The sequence below is a fragment of the Sinomonas soli genome (genome assembly GCF_054782415.1).
This window is the reverse complement of sequence record NZ_BAAGSN010000016.1, coordinates 176,801-191,359: the sequence shown is the minus strand read 5'-3', so window position 1 is coordinate 191,359 and position 14,559 is coordinate 176,801. Positions and strand designations below refer to the sequence as shown.

At 71.9% G+C, this 14,559-nt stretch carries 15 protein-coding genes; 14 read left to right on the top strand and 1 reads right to left on the bottom strand.

Annotated features, from left to right (window positions below):
* The first annotated feature begins 89 nt into the window (after window positions 1-89).
* The 11 genes from ACYVKZ_RS16790 to ACYVKZ_RS16740 all read left to right on the top strand — a co-directional run bounded on the left by ACYVKZ_RS16790 (window position 90) and on the right by ACYVKZ_RS16740 (window position 10,017).
* Complete coding sequence (locus tag ACYVKZ_RS16790) at window positions 90-374, top strand: WXG100 family type VII secretion target (protein WP_307006054.1); 285 nt, start codon at window positions 90-92, stop codon at window positions 372-374.
* Between the two features lie 230 nt (window positions 375-604).
* Window positions 605-2,908 carry an NAD-dependent DNA ligase LigA gene (gene ligA, locus ACYVKZ_RS16785; protein WP_460993400.1) on the top strand — a complete coding sequence of 768 codons (2,304 nt, stop codon included), beginning with the start codon at window positions 605-607 and terminating at the stop codon, window positions 2,906-2,908.
* Entirely contained in the window at window positions 2,905-3,795 is an 891-nt protein-coding gene (locus ACYVKZ_RS16780) for an inositol monophosphatase family protein (protein ID WP_460993399.1), read from the top strand. The genes ligA and ACYVKZ_RS16780 overlap by 4 nt, the downstream gene beginning before the upstream one ends.
* A complete protein-coding gene (locus tag ACYVKZ_RS16775) occupies window positions 3,792-4,289 on the top strand; it encodes a GNAT family N-acetyltransferase (RefSeq protein WP_460993398.1) in 498 nt (165 codons plus the stop codon). The genes ACYVKZ_RS16780 and ACYVKZ_RS16775 overlap by 4 nt, the downstream gene beginning before the upstream one ends.
* Before the next feature lie 77 nt (window positions 4,290-4,366).
* Entirely contained in the window at window positions 4,367-4,663 is a 297-nt protein-coding gene (gene gatC / locus ACYVKZ_RS16770; RefSeq protein WP_460993397.1) for an Asp-tRNA(Asn)/Glu-tRNA(Gln) amidotransferase subunit GatC, read from the top strand.
* A gap of 4 nt (window positions 4,664-4,667) precedes the next feature.
* Window positions 4,668-6,269: an Asp-tRNA(Asn)/Glu-tRNA(Gln) amidotransferase subunit GatA gene (gene gatA / locus ACYVKZ_RS16765; RefSeq protein ID WP_460993396.1), complete on the top strand. Its 1,602-nt coding sequence runs from the start codon at window positions 4,668-4,670 to the stop codon at window positions 6,267-6,269.
* A gap of 2 nt (window positions 6,270-6,271) precedes the next feature.
* Complete coding sequence (gatB, locus tag ACYVKZ_RS16760; RefSeq protein WP_460993395.1) at window positions 6,272-7,783, top strand: Asp-tRNA(Asn)/Glu-tRNA(Gln) amidotransferase subunit GatB; 1,512 nt, start codon at window positions 6,272-6,274, stop codon at window positions 7,781-7,783.
* Window positions 7,784-7,924: 141 nt separating this feature from the next.
* Complete coding sequence (locus ACYVKZ_RS16755; RefSeq protein WP_460993394.1) at window positions 7,925-8,275, top strand: VOC family protein; 351 nt, start codon at window positions 7,925-7,927, stop codon at window positions 8,273-8,275.
* 9 nt (window positions 8,276-8,284) lie between these two features.
* Complete coding sequence (locus ACYVKZ_RS16750) at window positions 8,285-8,656, top strand: VOC family protein (RefSeq protein ID WP_460993393.1); 372 nt, start codon at window positions 8,285-8,287, stop codon at window positions 8,654-8,656.
* Window positions 8,657-8,772: 116 nt separating this feature from the next.
* Complete coding sequence (locus ACYVKZ_RS16745; RefSeq protein ID WP_460993392.1) at window positions 8,773-9,402, top strand: hypothetical protein; 630 nt, start codon at window positions 8,773-8,775, stop codon at window positions 9,400-9,402.
* Window positions 9,403-9,489: 87 nt separating this feature from the next.
* On the top strand, window positions 9,490-10,017 hold the full coding sequence (locus ACYVKZ_RS16740) for a hypothetical protein (RefSeq protein ID WP_460993391.1): 528 nt from the start codon (window positions 9,490-9,492) through the stop codon (window positions 10,015-10,017).
* Here the strand turns inward: ACYVKZ_RS16740 and ACYVKZ_RS16735 are convergent.
* Complete coding sequence (locus ACYVKZ_RS16735) at window positions 9,959-10,921, bottom strand: LysR family transcriptional regulator (RefSeq protein ID WP_460993390.1); 963 nt, start codon at window positions 10,919-10,921, stop codon at window positions 9,959-9,961. The genes ACYVKZ_RS16740 and ACYVKZ_RS16735 overlap by 59 nt on opposite strands.
* Before the next feature lie 71 nt (window positions 10,922-10,992).
* Between ACYVKZ_RS16735 and tdh the strand changes: the two genes are divergently transcribed.
* The 3 genes from tdh to ACYVKZ_RS16720 all read left to right on the top strand — a co-directional run bounded on the left by tdh (window position 10,993) and on the right by ACYVKZ_RS16720 (window position 14,448).
* Window positions 10,993-12,039 carry an L-threonine 3-dehydrogenase gene (tdh, locus tag ACYVKZ_RS16730; RefSeq protein WP_460993389.1) on the top strand — a complete coding sequence of 349 codons (1,047 nt, stop codon included), beginning with the start codon at window positions 10,993-10,995 and terminating at the stop codon, window positions 12,037-12,039.
* 40 nt (window positions 12,040-12,079) lie between these two features.
* Window positions 12,080-13,300 carry a glycine C-acetyltransferase gene (locus ACYVKZ_RS16725; RefSeq protein WP_460993529.1) on the top strand — a complete coding sequence of 407 codons (1,221 nt, stop codon included), beginning with the start codon at window positions 12,080-12,082 and terminating at the stop codon, window positions 13,298-13,300.
* Between the two features lie 161 nt (window positions 13,301-13,461).
* Window positions 13,462-14,448 (top strand): MIP/aquaporin family protein, encoded by a 987-nt coding sequence (locus ACYVKZ_RS16720; RefSeq protein WP_460993388.1) that lies wholly within the window; start codon window positions 13,462-13,464, stop codon window positions 14,446-14,448.
* Window positions 14,449-14,559 lie beyond the last annotated feature (111 nt).

The following is a 14,559-nucleotide window of genomic DNA, read 5'->3' as shown; positions in this document are numbered from 1 at the left end:
AGGAGTCCCCATCGCGGTGGGCGGGGGCGGCGTATAGCGTGGAGCCAGTCCACGGGGGAAGCCCGACGGGCAGGACGGAAGGGAAGACCATGGCTATTCAGCAGGGCGCCAACGTTGCCGAGCTCCGCGGTGTCGCGAAGCAGTTCGACGCGAAGGCCAACGAGGTGGACCAGATCAAGAACAACCTCAATGCGCTGATCAACAACAACATCCCGGCGAACTGGGCCGGCCGCGACGCCGAGCAGTTCAAGGGCGAGTGGCAGTCCACGGGCATGAAGTCCCTGGCCAAGCTCGTCGAGCAGCTGCGCGACGCCTCGCGCACCATGAACACCAACGCCACGGCGCAGGAGCAGACCTCCAGCAGCCTGCACTAGCGCCCGCGCTGACCGGCGCTGACCGCGAGAGGCCCCACGGCACCCGCCGTGGGGCCTCTCCTCATCTCCCCCCGGCTGTCCGTTTCGGGTACGCATCTCGTCGCCCTTTTCGCGTTTCGGGTACATGAGCCCGTACCCGAGACGCCATATTGCCGTCGAGATGCGTACCCGAAACGGAGAGTGGGGGCGGGGCCGGGGAAGTGACGGAGCCATGGGGCAAGATAGACAGCGTGAGCCCAGAAGCAGCGAGCACCCAGGCAGCGAGCACCGAAGAAGCGGTCGGCGAAGCGGTTGTCCCGTCCGAGTCGCTGCGCGAGGAGTACGACGCCCTCGCGGATGAGGTCCGGCACCACCGCGCCCTCTACTACAACCAGGACGCGCCGGAGATCTCGGACGCCGAGTACGACGCGCTCTACCGCCGGCTCGAGGAGTTCGAGGCCCTCCACCCGGAGCTGATCGCGAACGACTCGCCCACCCAGGAGGTCGGCGGCGAGGTCACAGCGGCCTTCGCCCCGGTCGAGCACCTCGCCCGCATGTACAGCCTCGAGGACGTCTTCTCCATCGACGAGCTCGAGGCCTGGGTCCGGCGCGCCGAGGCCAGCGTCGCGGCCGCCGGGTTCCCCGCGGCGAAGTGGCTCACCGAGCTCAAGATCGACGGCCTCGCCGTCAACCTGCTCTACCGCAACGGCGAGCTGGTCCGGGCCGCGACCCGCGGCGACGGCCGCACGGGCGAGGACGTCACGCACAACGTCCTGACCATCAAGGACATCCCCACCCGGCTTGCGGGCGACGGGCATCCCGAGGAAGTCGAGATCCGTGGCGAGGTCTACATCCCCACGAAGGCCTTCAACGAGTTCAACGACGCCCTCATCGCCGAGGGCAGGGCCCCGCTCGCCAACCCGCGGAACGCGGCCGCAGGGTCGCTGCGGCAGAAGGACCCCGCCGAGACCGCCAAGCGCCCCCTGAGCATGTTCGTCCACGGGATCGGGGCGCGCGCGGGGCTCAGCACGGCGAGCCAGTCCGAGACCTATGACCTCCTCAAGGCCTGGGGCCTGCCCACGAGCCCGTACTACGAGGTCCTGGACACCTACGAGGAGGTCCTGGCCTTCATCGAGCGGTTCGGCGAGAAGCGGCACAGCCTCATCCACGAGATCGACGGCATCGTGGTCAAGGTCGACGACTTCGCGACCCAGCGGGCCCTCGGCCACACCTCGCGCGTGCCGCGCTGGGCAGTGGCGTTCAAGTACCCGCCCGAGGAGGTCCACACCAAGCTCCTCGACATCCAGGTGAACGTGGGCCGCACGGGCCGCGTGACCCCCTACGGCGTGATGGAGCCCGTCAAGGTCGCCGGCTCCACCGTCTCGATGGCGACCCTGCACAACCAGGACGTGGTCCGGGCCAAGGGCGTCAAGATCGGCGACACCGTGGTGCTGCGCAAGGCCGGCGACGTGATCCCGGAGATCGTCGGGCCCGTGCTGGCCCTGCGGGACGAGGCGGAGGTGCGCGACTTCGTCATGCCCACCACGTGCCCCTCGTGCGGCACGCCGCTGGCGCCGGGCAAGGAGGGCGACGTCGACATCCGCTGCCCCAACGCCCGCTCGTGCCCCTCCCAGCTCCGCGAGCGCGTGTTCCACCTCGCCGGCCGCGGCGCGTTCGACATCGAGGCCCTCGGCTGGGAGGCGGCGATCGCCCTCACCCAGCCGGCCGAGCCGGAGGTGCCGCCGCTCGAGAACGAGGCCGGCATCTTCGAGCTCACCGCCGAGGACCTCCGCGACGTCAGGATCCGCCGGGAGAAGCGGTCCAAGGGCGCGGGCACGGGCGAGTGGGAGCTCGTCCCGTACTTCTACACGAAGCCGACGGCGAAGACCCCCTCGAAGCCCACCGCCACGACAGAGAAGCTGTTCCGCGAACTCGAGAAGGCCAAGGCCCAGCCGCTGTGGCGCGTCCTCGTGGCGCTCTCGATCCGGCACGTCGGGCCCACGGCCTCGCGCGCGCTCGCCACCCGGTACGGGTCGATGGCGGCCCTGCGCGCCGTCCTCGCCCAGGACGACGCGCGCGAGCAGCTCGCCGACGTGGACGGCGTGGGCCCGATCATCGCGGACGCGCTCATCGAGTGGTTCGCCGAGGACTGGCACCGCGAGATCGTCGACCGGTGGGCAGCGGCCGGCGTGAAGATGGAGGACGAGCAGGACGCCTCCGTGGGCCGCACCCTCGAGGGGCTGACCGTCGTCGTGACCGGCAGCCTCGAGGGGTTCAGCCGGGACGAGGCCAAGGAGGCCATCATCATCCGCGGCGGGAAGGCCTCCGGCAGCGTCTCCAAGAAGACCGACTACGTGGTGGCCGGCGAGAGCGCCGGGACGAAGCTCGACAAGGCCGAGCAGCTGGGCGTGCCGGTCCTCGACGAGGACGGCTTCCGCACCCTCCTCACCGAGGGCCCGGCCGGCCTCGGTGCCCCGGCGGGGGCCGAGGACGGGAACGGCGCGGACGTGGCGAAACCCGAACAGATCATGCGGGATGAGGAGGACGACGAGTGACGCACACCCACGACCCCGAGTTCCTCGATCACCTCCTGAGCGTTGCCCGGCGGGCGGCCGCGGCCGGCGCCTCCATCCTCGCCGGACGCGCGGGCGGCGTGCTCTCGTCCGCCGGCGGCGCCGCCGAGACGAAGAGCTCGGGCAGCGACTGGGTCACCGAATTCGACCTCGCGGCGGAGAAGGCCGTGCGCTCGGTGCTCGCCGCCGAACGTCCTGACGACATCGTCACCGGCGAGGAGCAGGGCACCAGCCGGGTCGCAGACCCGAGCGGCTTCCGCTGGTCGATCGATCCGCTCGACGGCACCACGAACTTCATCCGGGACATCGTCTACTACGCCACGAGCGTCGCGGTGGCCGACGAGGACGGCCAGTGGCTCGCCGGGGTCGTCAACGCCCCGGCCCTCGGGCGCGAGTACTGGGCCGTGCGGGGCGGGGGCGCCTGGCGCCTCGACGCCGCGCACGGGCGCACCGGCGACGAGGGGAACCGCGAACCGTGGCCCCGCCGCCTCGAGGGACCGGCCCCGGGGCGTGCCGAGGACGGCTCGGCGATCCTCGCCACTGGCTTCTCCTACGAGCCCGGGGTCCGGGCCGAGCAGGCCGCGGCCCTGGGCGGCCTGATGGACGGGTTCGGCGACATGCGCCGGCTCGGCTCGGCCGCGCTGGACCTCTGCCTCGTCGCGGACGGCACCCATGACGCGTACGGGGAGCTCGGCCTCAACGAGCACGACTTCGCCGCCGGTGCACTCATCGCCGAGGAGGCCGGCTGCTGGGTGCGCCGTCCCGTCCTGACGAGCCCTCTGCTCGGGGGCCCGGACGACGACGAGCGGCTCGCCGCCTGGACCTGCGCCGGGGCCATCGAGTTCTCCGGCCGCTTCCCGATCGGATGACGGACCTCACCGTCCGAGAGGCAGCCGCGGCGGACTACCCGGAGATCGCCCGGATCGCCGAGGACGCCTACCTCGGCCCGGGCTACTTCGAGAGCGCCGACCACCCGTACATGCAGCACATCGCGGATGTGGCCTTCCGGGCCGCGCGGGGCACCGTCCTCGTCGCCGTCCGGGACGGGCGGATCGTCGGGTCCGTGACCGTCATGGCGCACGGCGACGGCTTCGACCAGATCGCACGCCCGGGAGAGTTCGAGTTCCGCCTCCTCGTCGTGGACCCTGCAGTCCAGCGGTCCGGGGCCGGGACGGCCCTCGTGCGCGAGGTCGAGGCGAGGGCCCGGCGCGCGGCCGCGACCGCCGTCGTGCTCACCACGGGGGAGGGCTGGGAGGCGCCGAACGCGCTCTACCCGCGGCTGGGCTACGAGCGCGCGCCCGAGCGGGACTGGCCGGTCGCCGGGACCGACATCATGCTCCCGGTGTACATCAAGCGCCTCTGACCGCGCCGGGGCGGGCCCGTCGGCCGCGCGACTAGACTGGATCGCGAACCTTCTAACCACCTTTCACAGGGAGATCCATGGCTGAGATCACTCGCGACGACGTTGCGCACCTCGCGCAGCTCGCGCGGATCGAGATGAGCGAGGCGGAGCTGGACAAGATGGCGGGCGAACTGGCCCACATCGTGGACGCCGTCAAGAGCGTGAGCGAGGCCGCGGGCCCCGAGGTCCCGGCCACGAGCCACCCGATCCCGCTGCAGAACGTCTTCCGCGAGGACGTCGTGGGCCACGTCCTCACCCCGGCCGAGGCGCTCTCCGGCGCCCCCGATTCAGACCAGGACCGCTTCAAGGTCCCGGCCATCCTGGACGAGGAGTAAGCCCATGGGCACCAACGACAGCCAGCTCAACGAGCTCATCACGTCCAGCGCCTCGGCCCTCGCCGGGAAGCTCGCGGCCAAGGAGGTCTCCTCCGAGGAGGTCACGCGGGCGCACCTCGACCGCATCGCCGAGGTCGACGGCGGGGAGCGCGGAGTCCACGCCTTCCTGCACGTCAACACCGAGGAGGCGCTCGGCGTCGCCCGCGAGGTCGACGCGATCCGCGCCGCCGGAGGGGACGACGCCGCCGCCCTCCACCCGCTCGCCGGCGTTCCGATCGCGATCAAGGACCTCATCGTCACGAAGGGCCAGCCCACGACGGCGGGCTCCCGCATCCTCGAGGGCTGGATGAGCCCCTACGATGCGACCGTCGTCAAGAAGATCCGGGCCGCGAAGCTCCCGATCCTCGGCAAGACCAACCTCGACGAGTTCGCCATGGGCTCCTCCACCGAGCACTCCGCGTTCGGCCCCACCCGCAACCCGTGGGACCTGGACCGCATCCCCGGCGGCTCCGGCGGCGGCTCCGCGGCGGCCGTCGCGGCATTCGAGGCCCCGCTGGCCCTCGGCACCGACACCGGCGGCTCGATCCGCCAGCCCGGGGCTGTGACCGGCACGGTCGGCGTCAAGCCCACCTACGGCGCGGTCTCCCGGTACGGGGCCATCGCCATGGCCTCGAGCCTGGACCAGATCGGCCCGGTCTCCCGCACGGTCCTCGACGCCGCCCTGCTCCAGGAGCTCATTGGCGGCCACGACCCGTTCGACTCGACGTCGCTCACCGACTCCTTCGACACCCTCGTCGCCGCGGCGCGCGCACGCTCCGCCGAGGGCTCCCTCAAGGGGCTGCGCATCGGCGTCGTGAAGGAACTCGGCGGGGAGGGCTACCAGGCCGGCGTGGAAGCCCGCTTCCGTGATGCGCTCGAGCTGCTCAAGGGGGCCGGCGCGCAGATCGTCGAGGTCTCCTGCCCCAACTTCAAGTACGCCCTCGGCGCCTACTACCTGATCATGCCGAGCGAGGTCTCGAGCAACCTCGCGAAGTTCGACGGCGTCCGGTACGGACTGCGGGTCCTGCCCCAGGACGGCCCCATGACGATCGAGCGCGTCATGGCCGCGACCCGCGCCGCCGGGTTCGGCGACGAGGCGAAGCGCCGCATCATCCTGGGCACCTACGCGCTCTCGGCGGGCTACTACGACGCGTACTACGGCTCGGCCCAGAAGGTCCGCACGCTCATCCAGCGCGACTTCGACGCCGCGTTCGCCCAGGCGGACGTGCTCATCTCCCCGACGGCGCCGACCACGGCGTTCCCGCTGGGGGAGAAGCTGAACGACCCCCTGGCGATGTACCTCAACGACGTCGCGACCATCCCCGCCAACCTGGCCGGGGTCCCGGGCCTGTCCCTCCCGAGCGGCCTCGCCGACGAGGACGGCCTCCCCGCCGGCCTCCAGATCCTCGCCCCGGCCCGTGAGGACGCCCGCCTGTACCAGGTCGGCGCGGCCCTCGAGGCGCTGCTCGAGGCGCAGTGGGGCGGCCCGCTGCTCGCGAAGGCGCCGGTGCTGGGCGCCCGTGCGAACGTCGGGCAGTCCGCCGAGACCAACGCAGGAGTGAAGTAGAGATGGCAGCCACGCAGACCGTCCTGTCCTTCGAGACGGCCATGGAGAAGTTCGACCCGGTCCTCGGCTTCGAGGTCCACGTCGAGCTCAACACGAAGACCAAGATGTTCTCCTCTGCCCCGAACGTGTTCGGCGACGAGCCCAACTCGGACGTCAACGAGGTGGACCTCGGCATGCCCGGTGTGCTGCCGGTCGTGAACCGGGCTGCCGTGGAGTCGAGCATCAAGATCGGCCTCGCGCTGAACTGCGAGATCGCCGAGTCCTGCCGCTTCGCGCGGAAGAACTACTTCTACCCGGACACCCCCAAGAACTTCCAGACGTCCCAGTACGACGAGCCGATCGCGCACGACGGCTGGATCGACATCGAGCTCGAGGACGGCACCGTGTTCCGCGTGGAGATCGAGCGCGCGCACATGGAGGAGGACGCCGGCAAGCTCACCCACCTGGGCGGCGCGACCGGACGCATCCAGGGCGCCGAGTACTCCCTCGTGGACTACAACCGCGCCGGCGTGCCGCTGGTCGAGATCGTCACGAAGCCGATCGTCGGCGCCGGCAGCCGTGCCCCCGAGCTGGCCCGCGCGTACGTGGCCGCGATCCGCGAGATCGTGAAGAACCTCGGCGTCTCGGACGCGCGCATGGAGCGCGGCAACGTCCGCTGCGATGCGAACGTCTCGCTCATGCCCAAGGGCGCGACCCAGTTCGGCACGCGTTCGGAGACCAAGAACGTCAACTCGCTGCGTTCGGTCGAGCACGCGGTCCGGTTCGAGATCCAGCGCCACGCCGCGGTGCTCTCGGCGGGGGAGAAGGTCATCCAGGAGACGCGCCACTGGCACGAGGACACGCGGACCACGACGTCGGGGCGCCCCAAGAGCGACGCCGACGACTACCGCTACTTCCCCGAGCCGGACCTCGTGCCCGTGGTCCCGAGCCGCGAGTGGGTCGAGGAACTGCGTGCCTCCCTGCCAGAGCCCCCCGCCGAGCGGCGCAAGCGGCTCAAGGAGGCCTGGGGCTACGCCGACGCCGAGTTCCGCGACGTGGTGAACGCCGGCGTCATGGACTCGATCGAGGAGACCATCGCCGCGGGCGCGACCCCGCAGGCGGCCCGCAAGTGGTGGATGGGCGAGATCGTGGGCCGCGCGAAGGCCGCCGACGTGGACCCGGCGGACCTCGGCGTGACCCCGGCCGCGATCATCGAGCTCAACGGACTCGTCGAGGGCGGAAAGCTCAACAACAAGATGGCGGGCCAGGTGCTCGACGGCGTCATCGCCGGGGAGGGCACCCCGACCGAGGTCATGGAGGCCCGGGGCCTCGTGCTCGTCTCCGACGACGGGCCCCTGCTCGAGGCGATCGACGCCGCCCTCGCCGCACAGCCCGGCGTCGCGGACAAGATCCGGGGCGGCAAGGTCCAGGCGGCCGGCGCGATCGTCGGCGCGGTCATGAAGGCCACACGCGGCCAGGCCGACGCCGGCCGGGTCAAGGAGCTCATCCTCGAGCGGCTGGGCGTCCAGGGCTAGCCGCACGGCACCCAGCCGTCTGCATCACCGGGGCGGGCCCTCCTTTGAAAAAGGGAGGGCCCGCCCCTTTGCCGTGCTGGCGCACGGCAGCACCATGGGAGGCGGTGCCGGAGGAACCGGCCCCACCCCGCGGAGGATGCGATGACAGCGAACGTGAACTACTTCGAGATCGGCACCGAGGACCCCGAGGGCTCCCAGGCCTTCTACGGCGGCCTCTTCGGCTGGGGCTTCGGGCAGCCGTCCCCCGTCGGGTACAGGATGGTCGAGGCCGACGCCGGCGGCCTGTGGGACACCGCGGCCGTGGGCGGGGGCCACTGGGCGGTGTTCTACGTCCAGGTGGACGACGTCGCGGCCTCGCTCGCGGAAGCGCAGCGGCTCGGCGCGAGCGTTGCCATCCCGCTGACGAACAACGGGGCCATCGAGTTCGCACATGTCCTCGACCCGCAGGGGAACCGCTTCGGGATCTGGCGGCCCCTCGCCGCCGGTGCATAGGGTGGACGCATGGCGCCTCTGATCCAGTACCACGCGACGGTCCTCGGAAGCCCGGACCCCCAGGCCGCGGCCCGCTTCTACGCCAACCTGCTCGGGTGGGAGCTCGGCGACGACGAGCGCGAGTGGGCCACGGTCCTCGACCCCGCAGGCGGGGCCCAGCTCTCCTTCCAGCTCGAGGAGGACTTCGAGCGGCCGGTCTGGCCGGAGAAGCCCGGCGAGCAGCAGATGATGATGCACCTCGACCTGCTCGTCACAGACCTGGCGGAGGCCGCGGAGCGAGCCGCCGAGTGCGGGGCCCAGCGCGCGGCCCACCAGCCCCAGGAGGATGTCATCGTGTTCTTCGACCCGGACGGGCACCCCTTCTGCCTCTTCGAGAACTAGGGCGCCGCAGCGACGGGACAGGGCGGCGCCACGCGTTCCTGTGAGCCACCTTCCGGTTGGCCCCCAGTTCTCCCAAGTCCCGCACGGGAGCCCGCGGCGGGCGGCATGATGGAGGCATGAGCTCCACCGCTTCACACCGCACACGTCGCGCCCTCGTCATCGGCGCCCTCGGCGTCGCCCTCGTGGGTGGCGGCGGCGCCGCCGTCTGGGCCGCGTCCACGCCCTCGCCCTCCCCGTCGGCACCGTCCCAGGGTGCACAGTCCGCGCCGCACCGGGGCGGCCACGGGCAGCGCCTCATGGCCCGCGGCGGCCTGCACGGCGAGGTCACCGTCAAGCGTGCCGACGGCACGTTCGTGACCCTCGTGGGCCAGCGCGGCACGGTGACGGAGGCTACGGACACGCGGCTGACGGTCAAGAGCGAGGACGGCTATACGCACTCCTACGTGCTCGATGGCAGCACGAAGTTCCGCTCCGCGTCCGATCCGAAGGGCGCGGCCCTCAAGGCCAGCGACCTCAAGGTCGGCGACGAGGTCGCCGTGCGTGCCCAGCGCAGGGGCAGCGACGACACGGCCAGCGCCGTGGTGAAGGGTCCCTTCCCCGTCCGTACCGGCCAAGCCCAGGCGAACCAGGGCCATCAGGGCCACGGCGGCAGGATGCACCGGAACTCGGGCACGCAGGGCGGCCAGTCGCCCTCGCCCAGCCCGTCCTCGAGCCCGTCGGTGAGCGGGTCCGTCTCCCAGTCCTGAGCGGCCGGGGCCGAGGGGTTCTTAGAGCGCCCTTAGAGGCGGCGCCCTACGCTGGTGCTGTCCGAGAACGCCTTAGGAGGAACCACCGTGTCCGTGCCGCCGCGCCCCAGCACCCCCGACGTCCGGAGCCCCGCGCTCGAGCGCGCAGCCCGCGCCCTCGACCTCGACTTCCCGCGGGGCAGCAGGCAGCCGGCCGTGGGCCGCTTCATCGCCGCCAGCGTTGTCGCGGTCGTCGGATCCGTGCTCGCCTGCGCCGCGCTCGCGGCCGCGGCGATCGCCGCCATGCCGGACCTCGCCGGCTACGAGCACTTCCAGTTCATGGAGTACACGAAGCTGACCGTCATCGGCGTGGTCCTCGCGTGCCTCGCCTGGCCCGCGATGGCCTGGGTCTCGTCCAGAGCGTGGAAGCCGTTCCTGTGGCTGGCCCTCGCCGTGACCGTGGTCGGGCTGGCCCCGGACGCGTGGATCCTGCTCAAGGGCCAGCCGGCGGCGGGCGTCGGCGTCCTCGTCCTGATGCACTTCGCCCTTGCGCTCATCACCTACCCGGCGCTCGTCCTCATCGCGCCGCAGCCTCGTGCACGAGATCGAGCATCAGGGCGCGCAGCGCGTCGGTGACCCGCTGCACGGAACGCCGCCCGGCGTTCTCGGGCCGGATCAGGAGGTCGATGCTGCGCTGCGTGCCGATGCCGGCAAGCGGGCGGAGCTCCACCCCGGCCGGCAGCCCGATCGTGGCGGTGTACCGCGGCAGCAGCCCGAGCCCCCCGCCGCCGGCCACGACGGCGGCGACCGTCGAGTAGTCGTTGATGCGGTGCGCGACCTCGGGGGAGACGCTGGCCACTGCGCCGATGGCAGCGAGCACGTCCGCCGGGGAGTAGCCGATCCGGCTCGAGACCCACCGCTCGCCGGCCACGTCCTCGGGCGAGAGCTCCTCGCGCGCCGCGAGCGGGTGCCCCGCCGGCAGGGCCACGTCGAACGGCTCCCGCACGAGCGGGACGGCCACGAGCCGGTCGTCGGGCCACGACTCGGTGTGCGCGAGCCGGTGCGCGAGCACGATGTCGTACCGCGCGGTCAGGGCGGGGAACCCGTGCTGGGGCACGTCCTCGTCCGCGAGCCGCAGCCGCGGCACCGGTACGGCGACGGCGGCGGCCGGGGACGCGCCGTGCGTCTGGGGGCGGGGCGCGAGCCGGGCCGTGAGCCGCCCGAACAGGGCCTGCGCGGCCGAGTGGAACGCGCACACGCTCACCGTCCCCGCCGGGTCCTCGCGGTACGCGCCGATCGCGGCGCGGGCCTCGGCCATGGCGCGCACGACGGCGCCGCCCGCCTCCGCGAGCACCCTCCCCGCGTCGGTGAGGACGAGGTTCCGCCCCTCCTTGCGGGTCAGCTGGGTGCCGGCGCTCCTCGTGAGCAGGGCCAGCTGCTGCGACACGGCCGACGGCGTGACCAGGAGCTCCTCGGCCACGGCCTTGACGCTCCCGAGCTCGCCGAGTTCGCGGAGGATCTGCAGTTGCCGGACATCCATAAGCCGATCCTAAACCGTCCGTTGAGAAACCTACTGTTGTTCTAAGCTGTCCGCTGGCCTTGAATGGGCTCATGAAGGCCCTCTACAAGCCCGGCCCGCGCGCCGGCCTCGAGTTCACCGAGCGCCCCGAGCCGCAGGCAGGCCCGGCGGACGTCAAGATCCGCGTCCACGCCACCGGGATCTGCGGCACCGACCTGCACATCGAGTCGTGGGACGCGAGCGCGCAGTCCATGATCACCGCCCCGCTCGTGCCCGGGCACGAGTTCTACGGCGAGGTCGTGGAGGTCGGCGAAGACGTCCAGGTCGTCAGGGTCGGCGACCGCGTCTCCGGCGAGGGCCACATCGTGTGCGGCATGTGCCGCAACTGCCGGGCCGGCCGGCGGCAGATGTGCATCAACGTGGTGAGCGTCGGCGTGCAGCGCGACGGGGCATTCGCCGAGTACGTGGTCATCCCCGAGGCGAACGTCTGGGTCCACCACGACCCCTCCGTCACCCCCGAGCTCGGCGCGATCTTCGATCCGTTCGGCAACGCCGTCCACACCGCCCTGAGCTTCCCCGTGGTCGGCGAGGACGTGCTCATCACCGGCGCCGGGCCGATCGGCCTCATGGCCATCTCCGTGGCCCGGCATGCCGGCGCCCGGAAGATCGCGATCACGGACGTGTCCCCCCGCCGCCTCGAGCTCGCCCGCCAGATGGGCGCCGACCTGGCCATCGACGTCTCCACCATGAGCGTGCGCGAGGCCCAGCGCGCGCTCGGCATGCTCGAGGGCTTCGACGTCGGCTTCGAGATGTCCGGGCGCCCCGCCGCCCTGGCCGGGATGATCGAGAACATGAACCACGGCGGCCGCATCGCCCTCCTCGGCCTGCCCTCCGAGGCCGCCGAGCTCGACTGGACCAAGGTGGTCACCCACATGCTCACGCTCAAGGGCATCTACGGGCGCGAGATGTTCGAGACCTGGTACGCGATGAGCGCCATGCTCTCCTCCAACCCCGTGCTCCGGAAGAACGTCGCCGCCGTGGTGACCGACGTCCTGCCGGCCGAGCGCTGGGAGGAGGGGTTCGCCGTCGCCCGCTCTGGCAGCGGCGGAAAAGTGGTGCTGGACTGGCAGGGCGTCTGAGGGCCCGGGCCCGATGAAGCAGGACGAGGAGAGGAAGACGATGTTCACAGGTGTCAGGGACCAGCTCGCCGCGGAGCTCGAGGAGATCCGCGCGGCCGGGACGTTCAAGGAGGAGCGGCACATCGACTCCCCGCAGTCGGCGCACATCCTCGCCGGCCCGCTGGGCAGGCCCGCGGGGGAGGTGCTCAACTTCTGCGCCAACAACTACCTCGGCCTGGCCGACCACCCCGACCTCATCGACGCCGCCAAGAGGGCCCTCGACGAGCGCGGGTTCGGCATGGCCTCCGTGCGCTTCATCTGCGGCACCCAGGACGCGCACCTGGCGCTCGAGCGGCGCGTCTCCGAGTTCCTCGGCACCGAGGACACGATCCTCTTCTCCAGCTGCTTCGACGCCAACGGCGGCGTGTTCGAAGCCATCCTCGGGCCCGAGGACGCCGTCATCTCCGACGCCCTCAACCACGCCTCGATCATCGACGGCATCCGCCTGTGCAAGGCGGCCCGCCTCCGGTACGCCAACCGGGACATGGGCGAGCTCGAGGCGCGGCTGCAGGAGGCGAAGGCGATGAACGACGGCGGCGGGGCGCGGCGGGTGCTCATCGTCACCGACGGGGTCTTCTCGATGGACGGCTACCTCGCGCCGCTGCGTGAGATCTGCGACCTCGCCGAGGAGTACGGCGCGATGGTCATGGTGGACGACTCGCACGCCGTCGGCTTCATGGGCGCCACCGGCGCGGGCACCCCCGAGCACGCGGGCGTGTCCGACCGCGTGGACATCTACACCGGCACGTTCGGCAAGGCCCTCGGCGGTGCCTCCGGCGGGTACGTCTCCGGCCGGGCCGAGATCGTCGCGACCCTGCGGCAGAAGGCCCGGCCCTACCTGTTCTCCAATTCCGTCGCGCCCATGATCGTGGCCGCCACGCTCACGGCGCTGGACCTCGTGGCCGGCTCCGATGGGCTGCGCGGGCAGCTCTTCGACAATGCCGCCCTGTTCCGCCGCCGCATGGGCGAGGAAGGCTTCGAGCTGCTGGACGGCGAGCACGCGATTGTGCCGGTCATGTTCGGCGACGCGGCCCTCGCCGGCCGGATCGCGGCGGAGATGCTCGCCCACGGGGTGTACGTCACGGCCTTCTCGTATCCGGTGGTGCCGAAGGGGCTCGCCCGCATCCGGGTGCAGCTCTCGGCGGCCCACACCGCGGAGGACGTCGAGACCGCCGTCCGCGCGTTCGTCGCCGCGCGGGAGGCGGTCGGCAGCCGCCCCTAGTGTGATGTATCTCACATGCCCAGAGGGACACTCGGCCCTGTCCGACGCCTCGAGAGCGCTCCTACCGTGGAAGGTGCGCGGCACGGCGAGCGACGACCCTGCCGCCCTCCGCGCCGCGCGGCGGCCAGGTCCGTGGCCGCCGGGCAACCAGGAGGCATGTCATGAGCGATGTGACGCCCATCAGGAGCAGCGTGCGCACGGGAGGCTCCGGCCTCAAGAATGTGGGCGGGCTCTGGGGCGAGCTCCTCGCAGAATTCCTCGGGACCTTCGTGCTCATCGCGTTCGGCGACGGCGTCGTCGCGATGGCCGTCGCGGCGCTCCCGGGATCGGGCCGCGCGCAGACTCCCACGACGATCTTCCTCGCGAGCGGCGACTGGCTGCTCATCACGTGGGGATGGGCGCTCGCGGTCACCATGGCCGTGTACGTGGCCGGCGGCGTCAGCGGCGCGCACATCAACCCGGCCGTGACGCTCGCGTTCGCCGTGCGCCGGAAGTTCCCGTGGTCCAAGGTCGGGCCGTACATGATCGCGCAGGTGGCGGGCGCCTTCGTCGGGGCGGCCCTCGTGCTGCTGAACTACTTCCCCGCGATCGACGCCTACAACAAGGCCGTCGGGGTGGGGCGCGGAGACCCCAAGAGCAATGCGACGTTCTCGATCTTCGCGACCTTCCCCGCGCCCTTCTACAACGGCAACCCCATCGGTCCGCTGATCGACCAGATCATCGGAACCATGTTCCTCGTCATGCTCGTGGTGGCGATCATCGACCTGCGGAACACCGCCGTCCAGGCCAACCTCGGGCCGCTCATGGTCGGCTTCGCGGTGGCGGCCATCGGCATGTCCTTCGGCGCCAACGCCGGGTACGCCATCAATCCGGCGCGCGACCTCGGCCCGCGCCTGCTGGCGTGGCTCGGAGGGTGGGGGCAGGTCGCGATGCCGGGAACCGTGGACGGGGCCTTCAGCTGGTACTTCTGGGTGCCGATCGTGGGGCCCCTGATCGGCGGCGTGATCGGGGTGCTCGTCTACGACTGGTTCATCGGCGACGTCCTGCACGCCCGCGACCGGCTCGCCAAGCCCGCGCCCGAGCCGGGGCGCACGCGGGAACCCGGACAGCCCGAGCCTGGGCGCGCCGGAAGCGAGGCCGCCGGCTGAGCCGGGCCCTCCTCGGGCACCCCGGCCCGGGCGCCGGAAGGCGGCCCGCCCGGGGCATCCCACGCGGTGCCCCGGGTCCTTCGGCCCCCTGTGGGCCCCGGCGGTCGCGGG

Excerpts from the sequence above, each read along its gene's own strand:
- ACYVKZ_RS16790 (WP_307006054.1), top strand. The coding sequence starts at position 90 with ATGGCTATTCAGCAGGGCGCCAACGTTGCCGAGCTCCGCGGTGTCGCG.
- ACYVKZ_RS16775 (WP_460993398.1), top strand. The coding sequence starts at position 3,792 with ATGACGGACCTCACCGTCCGAGAGGCAGCCGCGGCGGACTACCCGGAG.
- gatC (WP_460993397.1), top strand. The coding sequence starts at position 4,367 with ATGGCTGAGATCACTCGCGACGACGTTGCGCACCTCGCGCAGCTCGCG.
- gatA (WP_460993396.1), top strand. The coding sequence starts at position 4,668 with ATGGGCACCAACGACAGCCAGCTCAACGAGCTCATCACGTCCAGCGCC.
- gatB (WP_460993395.1), top strand. The coding sequence starts at position 6,272 with ATGGCAGCCACGCAGACCGTCCTGTCCTTCGAGACGGCCATGGAGAAG.
- ACYVKZ_RS16755 (WP_460993394.1), top strand. The coding sequence starts at position 7,925 with ATGACAGCGAACGTGAACTACTTCGAGATCGGCACCGAGGACCCCGAG.
- ACYVKZ_RS16750 (WP_460993393.1), top strand. The coding sequence starts at position 8,285 with ATGGCGCCTCTGATCCAGTACCACGCGACGGTCCTCGGAAGCCCGGAC.
- ACYVKZ_RS16745 (WP_460993392.1), top strand. The coding sequence starts at position 8,773 with ATGAGCTCCACCGCTTCACACCGCACACGTCGCGCCCTCGTCATCGGC.
- ACYVKZ_RS16735 (WP_460993390.1), bottom strand. The coding sequence starts at position 10,921 with ATGGATGTCCGGCAACTGCAGATCCTCCGCGAACTCGGCGAGCTCGGG.
- tdh (WP_460993389.1), top strand. The coding sequence starts at position 10,993 with ATGAAGGCCCTCTACAAGCCCGGCCCGCGCGCCGGCCTCGAGTTCACC.
- ACYVKZ_RS16725 (WP_460993529.1), top strand. The coding sequence starts at position 12,080 with ATGTTCACAGGTGTCAGGGACCAGCTCGCCGCGGAGCTCGAGGAGATC.
- ACYVKZ_RS16720 (WP_460993388.1), top strand. The coding sequence starts at position 13,462 with ATGAGCGATGTGACGCCCATCAGGAGCAGCGTGCGCACGGGAGGCTCC.